15 protein-coding genes, 2 pseudogenes and 1 riboswitch are annotated in these 22,539 nt (G+C 36.3%); of the genes and pseudogenes, 6 read left to right on the forward strand and 11 right to left on the reverse strand.

Annotation, left to right across the window (positions count from 1 at the left end; translation table 11 throughout):
• Positions 1–154 precede the first annotated feature (154 nt).
• The 3 genes and pseudogenes from dnaB to P3F56_RS05695 form a co-directional block, all read right to left on the reverse strand.
• A complete protein-coding gene (dnaB, locus tag P3F56_RS05685) occupies positions 155–2,977 on the reverse strand; it encodes a replicative DNA helicase (RefSeq protein ID WP_281151958.1) in 2,823 nt (940 codons plus the stop codon).
• Between the two features lie 1,658 nt (positions 2,978–4,635).
• A pseudogene (locus P3F56_RS05690) lies at positions 4,636–5,695 on the reverse strand (transaldolase); the annotation flags it as partial.
• A 384-nt stretch (positions 5,696–6,079) separates the two neighbouring features.
• Positions 6,080–6,487: a hypothetical protein gene (locus tag P3F56_RS05695; protein WP_281151959.1), complete on the reverse strand. Its 408-nt coding sequence runs from the start codon at positions 6,485–6,487 to the stop codon at positions 6,080–6,082.
• A gap of 330 nt (positions 6,488–6,817) precedes the next feature.
• Between P3F56_RS05695 and P3F56_RS05700 the strand changes: the two are divergent.
• Both P3F56_RS05700 and P3F56_RS05705 read left to right on the forward strand, forming a co-directional pair.
• Positions 6,818–7,480, forward strand: a pseudogene (locus P3F56_RS05700) (DedA family protein).
• Positions 7,481–7,942: 462 nt separating this feature from the next.
• Positions 7,943–8,007: riboswitch (Glutamine riboswitch) on the forward strand.
• Positions 8,008–8,042: 35 nt separating this feature from the next.
• On the forward strand, positions 8,043–8,204 hold the full coding sequence (locus P3F56_RS05705; protein ID WP_281151960.1) for a hypothetical protein: 162 nt from the start codon (positions 8,043–8,045) through the stop codon (positions 8,202–8,204).
• 394 nt (positions 8,205–8,598) lie between these two features.
• Here the strand turns inward: P3F56_RS05705 and P3F56_RS05710 are convergent, their stop codons facing one another.
• From P3F56_RS05710 to P3F56_RS05730, 5 genes are all read right to left on the reverse strand, one after another.
• Entirely contained in the window at positions 8,599–9,039 is a 441-nt protein-coding gene (locus P3F56_RS05710) for a single-stranded DNA-binding protein (protein ID WP_281151961.1), read from the reverse strand.
• A gap of 64 nt (positions 9,040–9,103) precedes the next feature.
• Positions 9,104–11,629, reverse strand: coding sequence for a mannose-1-phosphate guanyltransferase (locus P3F56_RS05715; protein WP_281151962.1), 2,526 nt, complete (start codon positions 11,627–11,629; stop codon positions 9,104–9,106).
• Positions 11,630–12,568: 939 nt separating this feature from the next.
• Positions 12,569–14,164, reverse strand: coding sequence for a nickel-dependent hydrogenase large subunit (locus P3F56_RS05720; protein WP_281151963.1), 1,596 nt, complete (start codon positions 14,162–14,164; stop codon positions 12,569–12,571).
• Between the two features lie 91 nt (positions 14,165–14,255).
• Positions 14,256–15,218 (reverse strand): NADH-quinone oxidoreductase subunit B family protein, encoded by a 963-nt coding sequence (locus P3F56_RS05725; protein WP_281151964.1) that lies wholly within the window; start codon positions 15,216–15,218, stop codon positions 14,256–14,258.
• A 710-nt stretch (positions 15,219–15,928) separates the two neighbouring features.
• The gene (locus P3F56_RS05730) at positions 15,929–16,099 is read right to left on the reverse strand and encodes a hypothetical protein (RefSeq protein WP_281151965.1); all 171 of its coding nucleotides are present in this window, start codon (positions 16,097–16,099) and stop codon (positions 15,929–15,931) included.
• 121 nt (positions 16,100–16,220) lie between these two features.
• On the opposite strand from P3F56_RS05730, the gene rsmA reads away from it, so the two are divergent.
• Positions 16,221–17,063 (forward strand): 16S rRNA (adenine(1518)-N(6)/adenine(1519)-N(6))-dimethyltransferase RsmA, encoded by an 843-nt coding sequence (gene rsmA / locus P3F56_RS05735; RefSeq protein ID WP_281151966.1) that lies wholly within the window; start codon positions 16,221–16,223, stop codon positions 17,061–17,063.
• Positions 17,064–17,068: 5 nt separating this feature from the next.
• The gene (locus tag P3F56_RS05740) at positions 17,069–17,935 is read left to right on the forward strand and encodes a shikimate dehydrogenase (RefSeq protein WP_281151967.1); all 867 of its coding nucleotides are present in this window, start codon (positions 17,069–17,071) and stop codon (positions 17,933–17,935) included.
• Positions 17,936–17,983: 48 nt separating this feature from the next.
• Here P3F56_RS05740 and rimM read toward each other — a convergent pair whose 3' ends face one another.
• Positions 17,984–18,634, reverse strand: a complete 651-nt coding sequence (gene rimM, locus P3F56_RS05745) for a ribosome maturation factor RimM (RefSeq protein WP_281151968.1) — start codon at positions 18,632–18,634, stop codon at positions 17,984–17,986.
• Between the two features lie 117 nt (positions 18,635–18,751).
• Between rimM and P3F56_RS05750 the strand changes: the two genes are divergently transcribed.
• Together P3F56_RS05750 and P3F56_RS05755 are read left to right on the forward strand one after the other, a co-directional pair.
• Positions 18,752–19,579, forward strand: a complete 828-nt coding sequence (locus tag P3F56_RS05750; protein ID WP_281151969.1) for a Tab2/Atab2 family RNA-binding protein — start codon at positions 18,752–18,754, stop codon at positions 19,577–19,579.
• A 315-nt stretch (positions 19,580–19,894) separates the two neighbouring features.
• Positions 19,895–20,818 (forward strand): ATP adenylyltransferase family protein, encoded by a 924-nt coding sequence (locus P3F56_RS05755; protein ID WP_281151970.1) that lies wholly within the window; start codon positions 19,895–19,897, stop codon positions 20,816–20,818.
• A 650-nt stretch (positions 20,819–21,468) separates the two neighbouring features.
• Here P3F56_RS05755 and P3F56_RS05760 read toward each other — a convergent pair.
• The gene (locus P3F56_RS05760; protein ID WP_281151971.1) at positions 21,469–21,801 is read right to left on the reverse strand and encodes a DUF565 domain-containing protein; all 333 of its coding nucleotides are present in this window, start codon (positions 21,799–21,801) and stop codon (positions 21,469–21,471) included.
• A 142-nt stretch (positions 21,802–21,943) separates the two neighbouring features.
• Positions 21,944–22,510 (reverse strand): DUF3611 family protein, encoded by a 567-nt coding sequence (locus P3F56_RS05765; protein WP_281151972.1) that lies wholly within the window; start codon positions 22,508–22,510, stop codon positions 21,944–21,946.
• Between the last annotated feature and the right edge of the window lie 29 nt (positions 22,511–22,539).

Genomic DNA, 22,539 nt, shown 5'->3' on the forward strand with positions numbered 1-22,539 from the left:
CTAAGTATTTGAGAGTAATTATTCAAAATAATATTATATGATTGGAGCAAATTATAACCATAAGGTATCAGCATAACTGATAGTGCTCACTTGAGTATTTTATTACTTCTTTCCTGATTAGAAAACTGTCTTAACATTTTTTTCTAGTACAAAATCAATAATGCGAGTTATTTTGCATATTGAGAAATTGAGTAAATTCTGGCTGAAATAAAAGTTTAATGGGTCCAGTTGGTCCATTTCGGTGTTTTGTAATAATTATCTCTGCAATTCCCCTATCTACAGTGTCGGTATTATAATACTCATCACGATATAACATCATAATCAAATCAGCATCCTGTTCAATTGCCCCACTTTCTCTTAAATCTGACATCATAGGACGTTTATTATTTCTTGTTTCAACAGCACGACTTAACTGAGATAAAGCAACAATAGGAACATTTATTTCGCGGGCTAACCCTTTTAAAGAACGGGTAATTTTGGACAATTCTTGGGTCCGATTTTCACTCCCGCCTCCTTCCATTAATTGTAAATAATCAATTAAAACTAACCCTAAATCTCCTTTTTGTTCTGCTTTTAAACGCCTTATCTGAGAACGAATTTGCATTACGGTTATGTTAGCAGCATCATCAATATAAATTGGCATTTCTGATAGGTTTCCCAAGGCTAAACTTAACTGTTCATATTCATTTTGAACAAATCTTCCTGTTCGTAAACGATTACCTTCAATTTTGGACTCAGCAGCCAATAATCTTAAGGAAAGTTGTTCTTTTGACATTTCTAAGCTAAAAATAGCTATAGGTAACTTACTATTTTTGGCAATATTAGCAGCCATAGCTAAGCCGAAAGCTGTGTTATGTACACAAATGTCATTAGCAACAAAATTATGAGTTTTAGGAATAGTTAAATCATAGACTTGTTGTTCACCAGTATATTCAATTGAGGCAATTTCATCCCAATAAACCTCACTTGTTGCTAGTTGCTCTAAAGATAAATCATCTAAAGTCAGGGCTAATTTTAAGAGTTTAGTTCGTGATAATGCTCGTTTACGAAGATGAAGATTATCATAGCTTTCAATACCAAATTTTTTTTCTAGGCCTGTCCTGACTTTCTTTTTTTTGGAAAGGGCTATTTTTTGCCAAATTTCTATTGGAATAAGGTCGCAATTAGTTTCATATTGTTGTTTTACTAAAGCTTTTTTAGCTAAGCCAATTACTTTTTCTTTTCCAAAGATTCCTATCTCGTCAATAAAGATTGTAATTGATCGAGCCTCAGTAATATTAATTGGCCAGGTTATCTTATAATGACTTTTGTATTTTACAAATTGTTTTTTTATACTAGCAATTATACCAAATCTTAGTAATAAATGTTGGATTTGACGAGCTAAACTTCTACTGAATGAACAATAACCCAGTTGAACTTGTCCACTTTTAAAAACAGAAATCCATCCATTAGTAGCAAACAAGCGATTAAGAAACAAACTCAATAGTTGGGGCTGTAACTCAAAAATAATTGACGGAATCGTTTTATTGTAAGCATCTTTACCCCATAAACCTAATCCTTCTAACCAAATTTTTAATGGATTTTTCCCATTATCGCTAATACTAGCTATTTCATAATAAGCGAGTTCTTGGGAATCAACTTGTAAAATTTGACATAGGTTATCAAATTTTTTTTGATTTAGTACATAATTTCCTTGTTTACAATCATAGATCAAGGAAGGATGAACTCTTAATAATTTAGCTAATTTTTTATTAGACAAATTATTAGATTCGGTCACTTTCCTAATAAGATCTGCAAAGATTATACGATGAGTTATAATAAATTCCAAATCTCCTACTGTATAAAAACTTGAATTTCTTGTCTGTCGTGAAATTTTGCGCCTTACTTTTACTCCTTTAAAGTTAGTTACAGATTTAATAAAATCTTCTTGTAGTAAAGGATTATTATTAGTGAATAAAGGATAATTTTTGCTTAAACAACCATCACCTATTAAATAGGCTAATAATTTAACTTGGTGCTCGGGAAGTATTCCAGTCCCAAAAATATTAATTTTTCGAGGAATGGCAATTTTATCACCTAGTGTTAGTTGTGAAAGTTGCTGCCATCCCCGAATAGTTAAATAAGGGTGGTTTAAGGTTGTTTCAATATAACGTCCTAGTTTAGTGGTTACTCTAAATACTGGTTTGACACCATCATCTATAAAATTAGATGGATCAGTTATCCTAAACTTCCAATCTTGATTTAACGTTAATAATTGACCCTGACGACGATGATAAATTTCTTCTATTGTTACTAAACTGCCGTCAGCTAAAACAATTTCTGAATTAGCTGCTAAACATTTCCCCATAGAAGGCCGTCCTGCAATGATAATTAAATCAGAACGCTGTAACCCTCCTGTCATAGCATCTAAATCATAGAAATCCGTTTGAATTCCAGGTAAAGATATTTTTTGATGACGTTTTTCTAATTCACTGTAGGTTTGTACTAAAGTATCAGCAATAGGAATTAATCCTTCTTGAGGACGCTTTTGAGTTAACCTAAAAATTTTCTTTTCTGACTCATCTAAAATTTGGTCTAATTCTTTAGTGTTTTCAAATCCTAATTCTACTATTTCATGACCGGATGAAATTAATTGACGGCGTAGGTATTTCTCCATTATTAATGCGCCATAACGATCAATATTGACGGCTGAAACTGTACGATCTAATAATTGCATTAATTTATCAATGCCGCCTACTTTTTCGAGAAGTTGATGATCTTCTAGAGAACTTTTTATCGTTAACAAATCAACTGGTTTTCCTTGAGCGTGAAGCTTCAACGCTGCCTCATAGATTTCTTTATGAACTGGGACATAAAAAGCATCTGGGGTAATTAAATCTACTATCCGTCCCATGGCATCTCGATCCAGTAAAATACCGCCTAAAATGGATTCTTCTGCTTCAATATTTTGGGGAGGTAGGGCATTATTAGCAACCATAAAGTTACGGTTTTATAAATCTGGAGTATTAAGAGACTGAATTATTATACTATAGCGATTACTTTCTGCATCTAATGGATGATCTTAACTTATAAGAAAAAGAATCAAAGTTAAAAAGAAAATAAATTAATATATTGCTATGTATAATAGCTTTATTTCTAATTTAGAAGCTGTATTGTAGAAATTTAGTTAAATAAAGGATGCAAATAAACTAGATATAGTTAGTAATATGGTAATTATATCTAGTTTATTTAGATTTCCCTAAAGTTTTACTAAATTGAGAACGAGTAATTTTTGTGGACAAAATATAAGAATCTTTAAAGATTATCGGTGTATCCAGAACATTTTTGGATAAAATATCCGCATATATATTTTATATTTTTTATTATTTTTAGGTCCATGTTAAAAATTTACTCATTTAGAAAATTTTAAAATACTAGTTTATGAAAAGTTAGTGATATTTTTAGATATCTATACAGAGATAGTAGTAACTCACCGTTGATTAATGTGGTTATTTGAAATTTTTAAAAATCTAACTTGTCATAGGTTTTTTATATTTCTATCCCCTAAAATAGGCAATTAATCTTATTATTTATTTTTATATTTAACAAATTAGATAAACTCTAATTTTGTTTTTGACAATTAGAGTTTATCTAGTAAGTATCACACCAATGAGTAATTGTGATTCTTTTTAGATTTAAAACTGAAATATACTTGTTATGTTTAGATAAAAGTTCCAAGAAAATCGTTTTTTCTGGAACTGCCAAGCCTCTTATTCTTTGTACCCCATCAGTAGTATTTAAGAACTATCGCATTTTATATGGCATTTAAATCGGCAATATATTTTTACAATCTTTTAAATTTTACCTCTCGGTAATTTTCTTATTTAATGTAACTTTTCAGATTTTTTAGAAAGATATCTACAACTGCTTCTATGATTTAATTTACTTAATAAGAATATAACATCCTTGATTTTAAATTCAAACAAAATAATCATTAGCCTCTATATTATAAATAAGTTAATTTTAAGTTGTTCCATACGTTACAACAGTAGTGTCTACTATAAATCTTTACTTTTACAATAGTTATTTATGTTGTAATAATTTTAATTGTTACTTAGTTAAACTGTCACCTTAAATATCCTTAAGATCAATATCAGTATTGATTGTTTCTACAAATTTGTTAAAACAATTAACCCATGCCATTCAGCGACTAACAAACAATACATCGATTTGATAACTTTGTTTAACCATCTCTAAAATTGTAGACCCTAATATATGGGTCTTTCAATATTTTGAGGCAAAAAAATATTCTTCCAATTTTGTCAATAAAATCGGTTTGCTTAAGCTTACTCTAATGAGATTAATAACACTTTTTTTCTGTTAATCAACATAATTAGTTTTGTTTTAAGCATTTAGAGTTTTATCTTCTTAAGAAGATCAAGTTTATTTCAGTTAATAATTTATTTTGTTTAAAATCGAATCATAATTTTTGCTTTCTAGTATTCTAGATTACCGATAATTTAATGTATTAAAATCAACCAGAGAACAGTTTTAATAATAACAAGGGTGCGCCACTCCGATTGTAACGCACCCCAACTGAATAAACTTTAAAAATAGACTTAGATTCAAATTAAACAAACAGCTGACTATCGCCTATTTCTTACGGGTAATAAAACCATCTCCATCTAAGTTATAATCACAGAAAATATCAACCGCAGTATAGACATACTTTTTATTCACTTTCAAGACTGGCTAAGCGTTGTTTTAACAGCTCTTCTAAGGTTTCTAATGCCTTTGTAAAACCCTTAATTCCTTCATCAAGCTTATCAAAAGCCATCTGATTTTCTTGGTGCATTTTGTCAAAGGTAGCTCGATCAACAGAGATTCTCTCCATCTTCATTTTAGCTGCAACCTCTGGATCTAGTTTTCGAGGCAATTCAGCTTCTGTTGACTGTAATTGTTCCAAGAGTTTAGGAGAAATAGTCAATAAATCACAGCCTGCTAACTCAGAAATTTCTCCGATATTACGGAAACTTGCTCCCATCACTTCAGTTTTGTAACCAAATTTCTTGTAATAGTTATAGATTTTGGTCACAGAAACTACTCCAGGATCTTCAGCGGGGGCATACTCTTTTCCAGTTTCTTGTGTGTACCAGTCAAGAATACGTCCTACAAAGGGAGAAATCAAGGTAATACCTGCTTCTGCACAAGCAATAGCTTGATGAATTCCAAACAACAGGGTTAAGTTACAGTGAATACCTTCTTTTTCTAGGACTTCTGCAGCTTTAATTCCTTCCCAAGTAGACGCAATTTTAATCAAAATGCGATCACGTGATACTCCATTAGCTTCATACTCAGAAATTAAATAGCGAGCTTTTTCTAGGGTTGCCTCGGTATCATAAGATAGACGAGCATCTACTTCGGTGGAAACTCGGCCAGGAATAATTTCGAGGATTTTCAAACCAAAGGAAACTGCTAGGCGATCAAAAGCTAAAGTAACAACATCAGAAGCTGATGCATCTTTGCCTAATTCTGTCCGTGCTTGTTTAAGAGTATTATCCACGATTCCTTGATATTGAGGCATTTGAGCTGCCGCCGTAATCAATGAAGGGTTAGTGGTAGCATCGCGGGGCGTAAAGGTTTCAATAGCTTGAATATCTCCTGTATCAGCTACAACAACAGTAAATTCACGTAATTGTTCAAGTAAACTAGTCATAATTGCTCCTTATGAGATGCTTAATAGATTTTTTAAGTTAGCCAGTGAAAGTTAAATAAAGGTTAACAGTACTATTTGCTATAACCTTATCAGGGGCAACCCTTCTACTTCCTATAACCTTATCAGGGGCAACCCTTCTACAGGAGTTAATTTCAGGAAGTTCTAATGATTGTTGGAATAATTGAACTTCTTCGCGGGAACTCCCCTATTATAAACTAGCGGGGTGCATCGAACCAGGGGAAATACCCGCATTGAGGAGGTATCTCGGTGGGGTAAATGAAGGCAACATTGTCTATCTAGAAAACATCGATGAAGCAGTAAAGTCTTAACTTTTGGGGTAGAAAAGCTTGCGCCGTAAGCTTGCGCGACTCCTTGGGAGGAAGATCACGGTTGAGATTCTAAACGAATTTCTCTGCCATCTCCATTAGTACGATAAACCCAGGTTTTGGACCCATTTGTCACTACTACCCTCCACCCTTCAACCAACGCTTGAGTACAAAATTCATCCGGTCTTGCTAGTCCTAGGCAACTATCTGGCCAAGTCTTAGCCTCATATACTTTGATTTCTAGGATAGAGGTTTCTATTCCAATGAGGTTCGACGTTTTCTGACGGACTGCATCAATTACTGTTGTTGGAAGTTTACTTTGGGGAATCATCGGTTTGGAGGTTTCTACAGGGTTAGTTAATTGAGGTGATAAACTGATAGAAGAGATGGGTCGCTGAGTACATCCCCAAAAACATAGCCAGGCTACCAGATAGCAACACCAACAGAGTTCTTTGATAGCTTGCATCGACTTTTTTTTCTAACAGGACTTTTCTCTGGAAATATAACAACTTTAGTGAAAAGTTAGGAGTTATAGTTTATTCGACATTGACATTGTTTTGTATAAGTTCTCTATCAATTACTTTATAAAGTTTTTATCCATGTCGTAAGTTACAAAATGAGACTGAGTAACTCGATTATAAGCCTTCTCAAGTTTATGTGATGTATTGTCAATTTCTTGTTACTCACCTCTTTGAGGTTAGATCATACTGAATGTTCAGTACAAATAATTGACACTTTTTTCAAAGGTGCGTCAAGATATCTAATGCGAAGTTGACTTTTGTAAGGCTAAAGATAAATGTTTGTAGAACTGTCGTCGTTGGATAACATACAAGAAATTGCGCGTCAATATAGTTACTGGGTAGTGTTGATCTGCATCACTTTATAGAATACAGGAATTACCCTTCCTGAGGGAAATATTACTATTATCGGAGGAGTCCTAGCTGGAAGTGGAGACTTAAATTATTGGATCGTGGCAGGAATGTCCACTGCAGGAGCGGTTCTTGGCGATAATTTTGGCTATTGGAGTGTTAGGTTAGTAAGTTTAGCAGTTTCATTAATATTTATGCGTTTATTTAGAATTACTCAAAAAAATTAGAGGAAGCCAAGGCATTATTACAAAATAATGCCGTGAATGCTGTGTTTTTTGGACGTTTTGTAGCGTTGTTGCGGATTTTTGCTGGAACCATGGCAGGGATTACTAAAATGCCCTATAGTCAATTTTTGCTATGTAACTTTAGTGGAACTGCGATTTGGGCATCCGTTATGGTGACTTTATCTTTTTTTTGTGGGACGCATTGTTTTCCTACACCAATTGGTCGAGTCCATCGCTCAATTTAGTATTGTTGCATTGGTTTTATTGATAGCTTGGATTGTTATTTCTTGTTGGCTAGATCGTAGAAATCAGAAGTCTCCGACTTCGGGCTCGAAGAGCATAACATACTGGAACCTTCATCAATAAATGATTGATTCGGGAATCAACGTAAGTTTGACGAGATTTTAAATAATTGTCGTTATTCTCAATATATAAGTCAAAATACGACTAAGTTGACAACTATCTAAAACAGCAGGAGGGGAGTCCAGTTTACTTTTCCGCCATAAAGGTTTGATATCGTGACCCACGAAAAGCGATTACAATGATCGTAACTTTACTTTTTTCGCATGAAAACGGCAATTTTCTCCAATAAATGCTGTCATTTGAGCAACAGCACTATTATTCTGTCCAAATCTTTGATGAAAGTCATCTAAATCACACAATATTTTGGTAAGTATCGAGAGAAAATTTTATATTTATGGCACTTTACCTTAAAAAATGCTGTTTCTAGCATAAAGTTGCTGTAATGTATTTCCGTGAGTTTTTTCGAACTCACTTTATGTTTCTATTTTTTAGAAAAACTTGGTAAGCTATTAGGTGATAGGATAAATCGTTCATCTGCCTACTTGGTAGACGGAAGTAAGAAGTTGTGAGAGCTTCTGAAGGAACGCGCCTCATTCGATAACTCAACGAATTTGAAGGAGGCGACATGAAATCTCATAATAATTGTCTTAGTTTTAAATCCAAGGGTAGCTTGTTGTCTGTTGCTGAACAATTGCGTTTCTTGATCAGTCGGGAGCGCCGAAAGCAGCAAAATCGCCAACTTTCTATGCGATACAGACTAGTATCTGAAGTGGGGATGGGGATTTAACAGTTAACCCATGACTAATGTGGGGAGTCACTGTTGATTCTCGCCAGTGACTCCCCACTAATTCAATCTAGATACTCACGACAGACAAAAATAGATTGTGACCACCAGCAGTCAACAAAACATTACACAAATTTACCGTACGAATATGTTACGGATTTTCAAGTACTTCTTACAAAGTCGCCATACAACGAGGTAACATCCGGTAGATTAAACAACTTGAAGTTGAAGGGTGTTATTCCTGTGATATTGCCTTGCAGTAACGGACACCGATACTGTTTTATGCAAATCAGAAAATCCCACGCCAAGTTTTCGAAGTTGCTATAAAAATTAGAATTTTAGGGTTTTGTTGGTCAACTTCCTCAAGTTCAACGAACTTGAGGAAGTTGACCAACACTTAAAAAGGAATTGGATCTTCTTCTCCATAGGTAGGAGTGGAGACAGGCTGGTCAGATTCGGGGTAGGCAGAAGATTGGTAAGCATCCTCAGAAACAACATTATCCTCAGAAGTAAAAGGGATTGGGGAAGTAGGATAACTATCTAAGGGATGAACATGGGAAGCTACTAACTCAACCCGTTTTTCCTTAAATCCTTCAGGACGGTCAAAGGTATTCATTGAGAGACGACCTTCAATAATTAGGCGATCACCTTCTTTGTAGGTATCTTGCATTTGGGTTGCTAAACTACCCCATCCAATCACTTTTATAGTAGAATTTGAAGTCTCTGAGCGTCGTCCTGCAAACTCTACTAACATTTGAGCAATTGGGGTTTTATTATCTTGAGTAAAACGCAATTCTGGGGGACGAATTACCTTAATCATTAAAACACAACTATTCATCGAATCAACTCCTTAACTATCGTTAATAATCAGTGTGAATTTTTGTTGAACTTATTTTTATTCGTTATGTACTGACCATTTCTCCTTGTTCTTGCTCAATAAAATTTTGAACTTTCTGACGGTAATCTTTTAGAGACATATCCACCCATTCACGATCATCACTATTAGCAAAAATGCGGACTAAAGGTTCTCCTGCGTCTGGTAGAATAAGAACCCAATTATCATTTTCAGGATTAACGACCTTCACTCCGTCAATCAACTTTAGCTGTTCTGGGGAGTGGGTTTCCACTAGATAACGCATCAAAGATCCCTTAACTTTCCAGGGACAGCGAACTGAATAGGACTTATGGCATACTCGCGGTAATTCAGCTCGAACTTGTACCAGTGATCGCTCTTGAATAGTCAACATTTCTATTAATTTAGCAATACCGAACATTGCATCAAATCCCGGATGTAGTTGAGGAAAAATAAAACCCATATCCCCACTTCCTCCCAAAGATACATTAGGGTTAGTTTGAGACGCTTCCATCAAAGCGGTGGGGTTTGCTTTAGTGCGAATCACCTTACCATCATGGCGGCGGGCAATTTGTTCGACGGCACTAGATACTTCCACTGGAACCACCACAGTACTACGAGGATAGGCCGTAAAAATAGTATTCACCATCAATGCTGTGAGCAGTTCTCCGCGAATGGGGAATCCTGACTCATCCACCAGGATAAATTGCTCCCCATTAGCAGACACCTGAACCCCTAAATTAGCTGTAACTGCTTCTACCACTTGGCCCAGTTGGTGTAACAAGGCCTCTCGTTCTTCATTAGAGACCGAGGTCTGTCGTAAACTGGCATTCAAAACCACTGCATCACAGCCAAATTTTGTCAATAGTTGGGGCAGAATAGCTCCTGAAACCCCGTAAACATAGTCAATAACAATTTTCGAGCCACTATGGCGAAGTGCCTCCACATTGAGTTGGGTTTCAAAAGTGTTGCGGTAGTTTTCAATAATTTGGGCAGGATAGGACACATCACCAATCTCTGAGATTCCCACCCGTCGTAGGTCTTCTTTAAAATAGGTTCCTTCAATTTTCTTTTCCTTAGATTTGGAGATATTAATCCCCTGTTCATCAAAAAATTCAATGAGGATATGATCAGGGCGATCTGGATGAGCCCGTACGTGAACCCCGCCAGTCACCCCTAATTTCGGAGTGAGGATGCGAGTAATGGGAATAGCTGTCGCTTCTAGGTTTTGAATATCGATCCCCACAGACATCAACCCAGCAATCAAAGAACGGCTGACCATACGAGAGACACTACGCTGGTCACGTGAGACGACGACCTGAGAATCTGGTTTTAAGCTTGAACCGTAGGCTGCCCCTAATTTAACAGCAAATTCAGGGGTAATGTCGATGTTTGGTAGTCCCGTTACACCTCTTTGACCAAATAAATTGCGATGGGCTATATTGCCCCAAATCAAATTAATATTCAAGATAGCTCCCGATTCGATGCGTTTGCTAGGCCAGACGCGAACACCTGAGCTAATTTGGGCCTCTTCTCCAATCGTAGACAAGGGACCTACAACCGCCCCCTCTAGGATTTGAGCACGCCTATCAACCCGTGTTCCCCTGGCAATGACACAGGCAGCTAGATAGGATTCGTCTCCAATTGTAACTCCATTCCACAGAATGGGGCGTTTTAGGTCTGCCCCCGCGCCAATAGTGACATGATCGCCGATCACACTTCCTTTTTCTATAACGACCTCTGGACCAATGCGACAATTGTTACCGATGAGGATGGGGGGGGTAATTTTGGCCGTGGGGTCGATATAAGTATTTTCTCCTAACCAAAATCCAGGGTGTGTCTCTTCATAGGCAAAATCTAAAGTCACTTTTCCTTCTAGAGCATCATATTGAGCTTTCCGATAAGCTTCTAAATTTCCAACATCACACCAGTATCCATCGGCGATAAACCCGTATATGGGCTCACTTTTTTCGAGAAGGAGCGGAAAGAGATCTTTAGAAAAGTCCGATTCTTCATTATCGGGAAGGTATTTTAGAACTTCAGGTTCTAGGATGTAGGTTCCAGTGTTAACAGTATCCGAAAAAATTTCACTCGTGGAGGGTTTTTCTAAAAAACGGTTAATTCGTTGGTCTTTATCGATGATCACTACCCCAAATTCAACAGGGTTAGGAACGCGGGTCAGGACTAGGGTGGCTTTAGATTGTTTTTGTTTATGAAAGGTGATTGCCTTTTGAAGATCAAAGTCTGTGATACTATCTCCACTAATCACTACAAAGGTATCATCAAGGAGTTCTTCAATATTTTTGACACAGCCTGCTGTCCCTAGCGGTTGATCATCTTCTACCGCGTAGGTCATTTCTACCCCAAAATCACTGCCATCTTGAAAGTAGTCCCGCATTACATCTGGGAGATAGTAGAGGGTGGCAATGACTTCTCGAATGTTATTGCGTTTTAATAAATTAATGATATGTTCGGCAATGGGTCGATTTAGGATGGGAACCATTGGCTTAGGCAGATCGCAAGTTAGGGGTCGTAACCGAGTTCCCGATCCCCCAGCCATTAGCACTGCACGCATAAGTCCTCCTTCTCTTTATTGTTTTTTTAGAGTCACTCAACTCAATGGTCGCAAATATCTTATATTGTTGAGCCTGTTTCAATCTTACTGGTTATTCCTAGTTATCGTCTCACTCTTCGTTCGAGAATCGAATTCGTTACCTTGTAAAAGCCTATGTATGGACAAAATATTAAAGCTTGGTGTACGACAGGCTAGACAATGATCAATCGAAAAACTTGCTGTAATCCACCGACTAGAAGACTTTATATTTTTTTTAAATCCTTCTAATCATCGTTATCAAAAATGGCTCGTTTTAAAATTCTAGTTGATCAACCTATGTTATTATCTTCCTCACGAGGAAGGATAAAGAGCCTTAAAACCTAATTTTTTAGATAAAAAAACAGTTCTCGCCATTTTATTTAGTCTTAGTGATAGCCCAAATAGAACCCTAAAATAGGCCAACATTACAAGATAATTTTGGGAATTTTCCAGACAATTTCTTAACACATTGACATAATAATCCCCCAAACTTTCTTACATTCATGATTTTTTCTCTGAAATCCTGACTGTCGAGCAAATCATCAGTTGCCTTTTACATTACACTGGCAACACGTCCTAATTTACATCTTTCACATAACATCAGAGTAAAACTAATAAAAGCCAATATATATAATTTTGCAATAAATAAAGGAAATAACAGACCTTGTCGCCAAATCAGGTATGATTACGAGGGCGATCACCCTCTTGAAGAGACTTTTGAGGAAATTTGTTATATTAGTTGAGAGTAAGGTAGTCAGATAGATATTATCCCTAAATAGGGGTATTCGGCATGGACGCAGTAGGGTTTATTAAGATAATGTTCATCATTGGGGTGTGACCCTAGATTTACATATTCCACAGATAACCTGGTACTTTAGACCGAGCTAAAGTACCAAAATGTTACTGGAGTGTTAGCTTTTACTAAGCAGTTCTAAACCGTGCTAATTCTTTCCCTGTTTTCGCATCATGAGCGTGTACCGTGCATACTAAACAAGAATCAAACGAACGGGCTACATGACCAACTTCAACAGGGTTTGTGGGGTCTTCGATAGGAATCCCTACCAACGCTTCTTCGATAGGTCCGCGGATATTTTTGCCGTCCCTGGGACCTACATTCCAAGTAGTAGGGGCAATGACCTGATAGTTCTTGATTTTACCTCTTTCTACTTCAACCCAGTGACATAATGCACCACGACTGGCTTCGGTCCCACCCCAACCCCGACCATCTTTTGCAGTCGGTTTGATATACCAGGGTTCATTGAGTTTAAATTCTTGTAAACACCGTTCTACTTCCCGATACAGTTTAACGGATTCGTGCATCCGTGCAAACTCTCGTAAATGAATGCTAGGTCCACCCATCTTTTTGAACATATCGAGAATTAATCCATCATAATGTTGGAAGCTTTCTCCTTGTGCACCACCTGCGACTAACTGACGTGCCAGAGCCCCCACTTCCATCCGACCTAAGTCTTTATGATTTACCGCAGTTGCCCAGGAATATTTATTCTCATAATCTCCTGTGTTCTTCTCTTTTGGTCTAGTTTGGCGATAGAATGGATGAACATCAGAGGTTCCTTCTTCATACCACGCATGACTGGTATTTTCACGGGTAAATGTATGGTCTACCATATGATGGGTATCAGTGAAGCTATCATAGACGCCTGCCTTCATAATGACCGCGGCATTGCGACCTTCGATGGTGGGTTTTTGATATCTGTCTTCGTGGGGGAGATAACCCCAGGTAAGATAACGTCCAGGGCCTTGACCATATTTATCTAAACCAATGTCTATGCCCATTCTCCAATAGAAGCCAAGGTCAGAATTAGCATGGTTGGGACTTTCCTCTAACCATTCTAGGAAATCTTCGTAGGTTTTAATTCTTTCATAACGTTCTAAAGAACATCCTAACCAAACTGGTTCTAACCAGTTAGTACGAAAATACTCCATGATACCCCAACCCCGTGTAACATCTGTTAGGGTTGGCGCACACATCACACCTCCAGGAACCATATAGCTGGAATGAGGCCATTGTCCGCCAAAGAGAGCATATAATTCTACGGGCTTAGCTGAGATAGTAATGGCCAACTCATACGATGTTCCAGTAAATGCACTAAAACGTTTACAGGCTTCTTCGTAGAAAGGACTATTTTTATATTTTTTGTTGGTTAAGTCAATTGCATAAAGAGCATAAAAATGCCGGGGATGACTTTGAATAGTTTCCACCAATTGCCCTAAATTTCTGGCTAAAATAGCGTTACGGGGGACTTCAGTTTCCCAAATTGTGTCCAAAGCCCAAGAAGCGCAAGTAAGGTGAGATGCACCGCAAATTCCACAAATACGAGGAGTAACAATCAAGCCGGCCTGAGGATCTTTGCCCTTTAAAATTACCTCAAATCCCCGAAATAACTCCGCTTTAGTCCAGGCATTAACTACTCTTCCATCTTCGATATCTACGCGCACATCTAAATCTCCCTCAACTCTTCCAACAGGAGATAGTTCTAATGTTTTAATTGCCATATTTAATTCCTGAGAAAATTTAACTAATTCAGTGGTATTCGATTCACACGAGCGTTAAGCTCTCGCTCATAGAGCAACTCTAAAGCAGACTTTAGACAATGAACATATCATCGTCAGCCCAAGACGGACTAGCATTTTTAGCCATAACTGTCATTACAGCATAATCTTTCTTGTTAACTTCCGAGGGTAAGTCTTTGGGAACGCCCATGACTGTTCGAGTCTTAAAGACTGTTCCTGGTTTTAAATCATAGAAGGGAAACTCAGGTTCGGTACATCCTAAGCACGGCATTCCAACACGAGTTTTGGAGGAAACTCTATTCCATAGGATTCTATTACAGGGAGAATGAGTCATGGGACCACGACAGCCCATGTCATAGAAAAGACATCCGGTGCGCTGTCCAAATTCCCGGGTGCTCGATTTATAGTTAAAATGCATATTACGAGTACAACCAGTCTGGGTAAAGGACTTAAAGAAAGTTTCGGGACGATGGAATTTATCGAGAGTAATATCTCCCACTCGTCCTGTAGCCACGGCGACTAGGATTTGAGAGATCCAGTCGGGATGGGCTGGACAACCTGGGATATTAATGACAGGTAAACCCGCTTGAGAACGGTATTTAGCCCCTAAAGCTCCCCCTTCTTTGCGCTTGAGAAATTGAAGTCCAACCGACTCACTAGGGTTGGGGTCCATAGCAGGAATACCGCCATAGGTAGCGCAGTCCCCTACTGCAACTACGAACCCTGCAACTTTGGACAAGTCTGCTAACCAGTCTTTCATAGGACGGCCAGCAAACCGGTTCCACTCACCGCTTCCATGAGGAGCATTAACAACAGTTCCTTCAAATACAAGTATATCAACAGCGATTTTCCCGCTAACACAGTCATTCATAAGTTGTTGCAAGCTGTCCCCTAATTCTAGTCCCAGGGAAGGATGCCAAAGAATGTTGATGTTAAAATCCGTAACTAAATCTACAAGAGTGGGTTCTTCTGCATTGAGAAATGATATGGTATTTCCACTACAAGCCCCGCCTTGAAGCCAGAGAACATTGGTCATGAGCAGCTTCGTCCTAATATTTTTAATCGAACTTCAAAACACAACTCGCCATGATTCTTAAGCATAACTCTAAACTCCTGACGAGCAGGTGTTCTAAAAATTATCCCTCATAGATTTTCTGTAACTCTCAGTTACTTAACAAAAAGTAAAATTATAAGTCTCATTTCTAGAATAGAGTACGTTCTCAACTAACGTTTATTCATTAGCGATGACTAATAAAGCAGTACAATTTTTTTAAATTTAGGCTTTTTGGGTAAAATCTAAGCTTGTCTACAGTCTGTAATGATACGATGCTCCAGTCATTCAGGAACAGTAGTAATTTCACAACTTTGAGGTGTTAGTAGCTGTCACTTTTATCCTAAATTCCTTGAGAGATAACACACAATGTTGTCCTAAACTTTCTGAATCACAGACTAATAAAGCACTCGCTATTATGGTTGAGAAAAATCATGGGTTATGTTTCTGTTCTCATATGGTAAATACTGCCCTCAATAGAAAAAATAAGTAAAAAACTATTTAAACTTGTGTGTTTGTTGTCATTTTGGATTAATCCTGATTTTAAGGCAGGTTATGGCAAATTAACCTTTACGTAGGCGTATTAAACGAAATAGCGGAGGGTAAGATTTACCCTCAGACCTAAGGTAAATGATAATCATAGAAGAGACGAGTACGATCACTGAGAACCCCCAAAATTAAAATTATTGATAGCATCAGTAATTTTCCCAATCATTAGCACAATTACCGCTGTTCTCTCTACATAGGAAAGGAAATACTAATAAACAAAGAACAAGAATATTAGTCGCGATCACTGGACCATAATCTCCCGCACCATGGGCTAATTCTGTCGTAAAATAGAGTTTCTTTGATTTGAGGACAGTCATAGAAATTATGAATAGTCAATTATTGATTTTAAAATCATAAGGCAACAGGCAATATATAAATTGGCTATCCTCCTGACTCAAAGAGTTATAAATTCCTACTTCCAACCTTTGACTTTAAATAATGCCTAGAACCCGTAAACGTTTTGCACAACACTGGTTACGTAATGAAAAGGTCTTAACAAAAATCATACAGGCTGCTCAACTTAAAAATAGCGATAACATCCTAGAAATTGGGCCAGGAACCGGAATTTTAACCCGTCGTCTTATTCCAAATGTTCAGTCTACCGTAGCGGTGGAATTGGATCGAGATTTATGTCAACGGTTAGCCAAACAGTTAGGAAATATCAAGAATTTTTTATTATTACAAGGGGATATTTTAACCCTAGATTTAACCACTCAATTACAACAATTTTCAAAATTTCACCCTCCTAATAAAGTAGTAGCAAATATTCCCTACAATATCACTGCTCCCATCTTAGAAAGATTACTCGGAACTATTGCTCGTCCCCACCATCCCCCATATAATTTAATCGTTTTATTAATTCAAAAAGAAGTTGCCCAACGTATTGTAGCTAAACCTAAAACAAAAGCTTACGGAGCTTTATCGGTTGGGATGCAATATTTAGCTCATTGTGAGTATATTTGTGATGTTCCAAGTAAAGCTTTTGATCCACCCCCAAAAGTAGACTCTGGGGTGATTCGTTTGACTCCTAGATCCCTAAAAACTCCTGTTACTAATCCCCAACAATTAGAGACACTGGTTAAAGTTGGATTTGCTAATCGCCGCAAAATGTTAAAGAATAATTTAAAAAGTATCATTGATGGTGATCGCTTAATCTTTTTCTTAGAACAATTAAATATTCATCCCCAAGCTCGCGCAGAAGAACTGAGTTTAGAACAATGGGTCGTTTTAAGTAACAATTGGCCTACCCTAAATGGGAATAATTCAACAATTATTTATTAAAAGAAATGTCAATAATTACCGGAAAAACGAAACTACTTGGCATTATTGGTGATCCAGTACAACATTCCCTATCTCCAGTCATGCACAATGCAGCAATTAGTCATTTAGGAGTAGATTATATTTATCTCCCTTTTCCTATAAAACCGAAAGATTTAACCACTGCGATCGCAGGATTTACTAGTATTGGAATTGTAGGATTTAATGTTACTATTCCTTACAAGCAAGCAATTATTCCTCTCCTATCGGAAGTGACTCCCACGGCTGAATTGGTAGGGGCAGTTAACACGGTTTGGCGCACTGAAACGGGATGGAAAGGGACGAACACTGATATAGATGGCTTTTTATCCCCTCTTCAATCATTACAACGAGACTGGGCTAATCTAACTCCAATTATTCTAGGAAATGGAGGCGCAGCTAGGGCGGTAGTGGTAGGGTTAGCCCAATTAGGATGTCTTAAAATTTACGTTGTGGGGCGAGATCGACAGAAGTTATGGCAGTTTACACAAAGTTGGAAAAATACTCGACTTACAGCCGCTTTAGGGGTTTATTTCTGGGATAAATTATCAGAGATAATAGAGGAAACTGAACTATTAATTAATACTACTCCCATCGGAATGTCTCCTAACATTGATGACTCTCCTGTAGAGTCTATGCTTTTTGCTAGAATGCCAGAGAATGCTATCGCCTACGATCTAATTTATACGCCTAATCCCACCCAATTCCTCAAGAATGCAAAACAACAAGGGTTAATAACGATTGATGGCTTGGAGATGTTAGTCCGACAAGGAGCAGTCGCCCTACAATTATGGTTACAAAAACCTGTTCCGGTTGATGTTATGACTCAATCTTTACGAGATTATTTAAAACTCTAGTAGTAATTTATAATTATTTGATTAGTATCAATCCCTTTCTATGAAAGGTTATTGGTTTAATTCTAATAGTCCAACTGGAGGATTAATTTCTATACGTTTATTTTCTAAGTCAACTACAGGAACAATTTCATAAACGAAGGGAATTAAAATGGTAGCTATCTTAGTTTTTTTGATTTTATTTTTTTGTTTTTTACGGCTGGTTGTTTTTGGAGAATATTTAGATATTTCTAATTCTTTCTGAATATTTTTCTGATACAGTTTAACTTCTAATAAATCATGACCTGCCCATAAAATATCAGTTACATTCCCAATTAATTCTCCTGTTTCTTGATGATAAACACCTAAATTAATTAAATCTGAAACATAATATTCTCCTTCTTCTATTTTTGGGCGATCACTCTTAGAAACTACTAATTTATAATCCCTCAATGCATCGGCTTGAGTACGATCTTTCACTTGAGCTAATTGAATAATATATAGTTTCTTTCCGGGTACATACCGACCTCTCACTAACTCAACTTCTTGAGTATACAATCCTTGAGGAGACTGTAACCATCTTGTTCCTGGTTTTTCAAATCTTTCTGAAAAATCTGAATTGGAAATGACTCTTAATTCTCCTTGTAACCCTTGCGGTGCAACAATTGTTCCAACTTCTATCCAGTCATTCAAATTTTCTGATAATAAATTATTTTCAGTCATTTTTTGAGATTACTATAACATTTATATTTTTATTATAAACCTTTATGCTATAATTTCTCCTATAAGTTGTAATTTTTCTTACAAAAAAGTCAAATAGTTTTATTTTCAATCAATTTAATGACTTTAAAAACATGGCAAGCAGATTTTTGTAAAACCTCTTTTCAAAACCAAGAACATCAGTCTAAATGGCAACTCTTAATCTGTGACGCGCAGGGAAAAATAATTTATCAAGCTATTTGTGAACAAAAAGAAGCTAATTTAAGTTGGTTATTTTCCCAATTAGAATCAGCTATTGAACAAGAAATACCTGATATAATTCAAGTTTTCCGACCTCAATTAGTTAACTTATTAATTTCAGCAGCAAACAAGTTTAGTATAAAAGTTCAAGCCACAAGACGAACGCCCAAGCTTAAAGAAATCTTAAAAAAACAAGGGATTAACAATAATTTTAATCCTGTAAAATTAGAACAACCGCCTCCCCAAAAACTTGCTAAGAATTTATGGGGAGAAAGATGGCAGTTTGTTACCTTCCCTGGGGTAAGTCTTATTGAGTTTTTTAGTGATCGCCCCATTCCTATTGTTGATATTCCTGACCTTTTACTTCCTATAAGTTTAGGACTTGCCTCCACCGCAAGGATCCCAGGTATTATTATTTATGGCGGTCGAACTTCAATGTATTTAGCCCGTTGGTTAGTAGATGTTAAACCAGTCGCCTTAAACTATATTCCCACTCAGATAGATAAATCGGGAGGGTTAGTTTTAGAATCAGATCTAGTTGATCGCTGGATACTAGCCACTTTTGAAGATTCAGACATGGCTAAAGCGGCACAACAATATGAATTACGAAAAAACGATAGCCAAGGATTGCACTTTTTAGTCGTTCAGCCAGATGACTCTGCGATGACTTATAGCGGTTTTTGGTTATTAAGACATGAAGAGATTTAAAAGACTATTTGTTAGAAGAAAATTATGGACCAGTTTGAATATTTTACAGGATGGACAAAAGTTCAATAATAAGGATATACAACTACCCAGGATAGCCATCCCATTTTCATCTCCTGCTGCCCGTATCGGGCACAGTGTTTTGTTTCTTTGATCAAAGAAAGCTTTAGAAAAAGTCGCTTACCCTAGTACATTTGCTAAAATTGGTTTTATGTACATTAACCAATAAATAGTTAAATCGTGTCACCAGTAATGTAATTCTAGGAAGACAAGAAACTAATTAAGTTCTATTCTAGTTTTACGGTGATTTTAAACATAATGGCTACAAATATGAACTTAGATAGGGAAGAGTTTGAATCTACAGATTTATGGGAAAAAGTTATTACTCAGACGAGTCATGCTATTAACTGTGGTGCATTACAATCCAATGTAACAAACTATGAATTCATAGAAGATACCAAGATCAAATTTTTAGTTAAAATTTTAGATAATTTTCCACAAAAAGAAAATTCCCAGAAACAAGAAACTCAGCAACATAAAAAGACAGAAAAGAAAATAGATCCTTTTCTCCCCTATGAAAAAGATTTATTTGTTACTAACCTTTCAGAGACTCATTTATGTTTATTGAATAAATATAATGTATTTGATTACCATTTACTAATTATTACTCGTGTTTTTGAAGAACAACAAAGTTGGCTAGACTTACATAATTTCGCTGCTTTAAGTAAATGTTTATCACAAATTGATGGACTTGGATTTTATAACAGTGGCACACTTGCAGGAGCAAGTCAACACCATAAACATTTACAATTGGTTCCTTTTCCGTTAAGTTCTCAAGTAGAAAAAATTCCAATTGAATCAATCATAAAGGAGACTAACTTTGAGGAGGATATTGAATTTATATCTAGTTTTAACTTTAACCATGCTTTAACTAAAATCAACTTTACTACTGGACAAAATTATTTTCAAAACGCCCTGATTATGTTAGAAAATTATCATAAATTATTAATGGCTATTAATCAACCTTTACACAAAGAGAAACCAACGGTAGACTATAATCTTTTGATTACGCGGGAATGGATGATGATTATTGAGCGATCACAAGCAAGTTATGAATCTATTCCAGTCAATTCTTTAGGTTTTGCCGGAACATTCTTTGTCAAAAATCAGAGACAAATGGCACGATTAAAAGAATTAACTCCTCTAAAAATTTTACATAATGTTGCTAAAAATAAGGAATAAGCAATAGATTTTAGAACAGAAATGTTAGAGGCGTTTATGATTGAGTTGGTCGGTTTAGAATTTTATTCCATTTCCTTTCTCTACTGTATCAATTTTCATCAAAATAGGAAATCAAAAATTTAACAACTTTAGCTAAAGTTATTTTTCCTATTACTTATTTCCTTAACATACTTTGAATTAAAAGTCTGTTTAACCTTTTTTGGCTTGAACGAATTGAAATACTAAGGGTAGTAATAATCGCCATAACATTAATAATCTCGACTGATATTATTTCAATCCTGACTGTCCACACAATTGTTTAACCTCATTTTCAACAGATTTTGGGAGATATGATTACGTCTTATTTTTAAAATTTTTTTTATAGTTAAAATCATAAATTAATAGTTAATAACTTTTAATACTTTTATTCTGATTGTATCTTATAACTCAAAGAACTTAATTTTTATGAAAATTAGTTTTTTTTGAGCTTAAAAACATTGCAAGACAATACTTCCAAGCTTTGTTTATTATGATTTTGTAATAGCTAGTCTAGAAGAACTATTTTTCCGAGTCCATTTTCTAGAGTAATACCAAAGTCTTGTGTTTGTTTGAAGTTATGTAATGCTTACATAGTAACTGTATTTAATTTTAAATTTTTAAAATTTTCATGATTATGAAGCAAGTTTTAAAGCTTCAAAATAGAGACTATAAACAAAGCCAATTTTAAAGATATTTAAAATGTCAAGCCATAAATTTTTTTTTAACTGTTGTATTTTACTATAAGCAATACGACTAATAGTTTCTGTAAATAAAATTAGAAACCCGGCAATGGTAATATCCCAATAGGCTTCTTGCCCTGCAGTTGTAGACACAGCTTGGCCGACAAAAAAACCGAATAAAAGACCCATTAAACTTAAAGAAATGCGCCGCCAAGGATTAGTAAATAGTTGATTGAGACGGATTTGAGTATTCTCAAACAGAGTATTCAATCGAGTTCTTTGCATAGTGGATATTTTAAGTAGATACTCATAATTAATTGGACAATACCCATAATATGGGCAATGATTACCATTGTGGTGGGTATTGTCTGCCAGACAATTAATTTTGTTTAGAGCCCAAGAAAAATTCCCTCATCTTTACCGAATACTATTTGGTAATACGACTGAGTAACCACAAAGAGATCCCAATTCCGATAAAATGGGCGGTGACTGCCGTTGAATTAGCTTGAATACTAAAAATATCTGCCGCTACTACCAAACATCCTGCGCCCCCTCTTACTGCCCCAGTCTGTCTCACGGATTTTAATAAAACATTACCGACAACAGATTGAGTTCCAATTAACGACAATAGCATTCCGATCAGATTAATAATCAACCCCCACCGAATTACTTGGACGGTATCAGTTCGTTTTGGACGATAGGTTGGCTCAGAACTCTGCAAGAGATTAGCAATTTTGGTGTAACGAAAGGAAAAATAAACGCTAATTCCGAGGACGACTAGTCCACAAATGGCGAAAAATATACCAAATCCCGTGCCAGGGTTTTTTTCTCCTTCCCCTAATGAACCAGTTCCAAGGGCTAACAGAGAGATAATACCGAGGACAATTTGCATCCAAAAGCTACGCCATCCCCACCATTTTAAAGTTGAGGAAGCTTCTAACATAGCTTCAGGTAAGGGACGGCCAATTGCTGGGTTTTCGCGGTTGTCGTTCATGGGACTGTTATCATTTTTTCAAGGTACTG

The sequence above is a fragment of the cyanobacterium endosymbiont of Epithemia clementina EcSB genome, from assembly GCF_029919255.1.
Classification (GTDB): Bacteria; Cyanobacteriota; Cyanobacteriia; order Cyanobacteriales; family Microcystaceae; genus Rippkaea.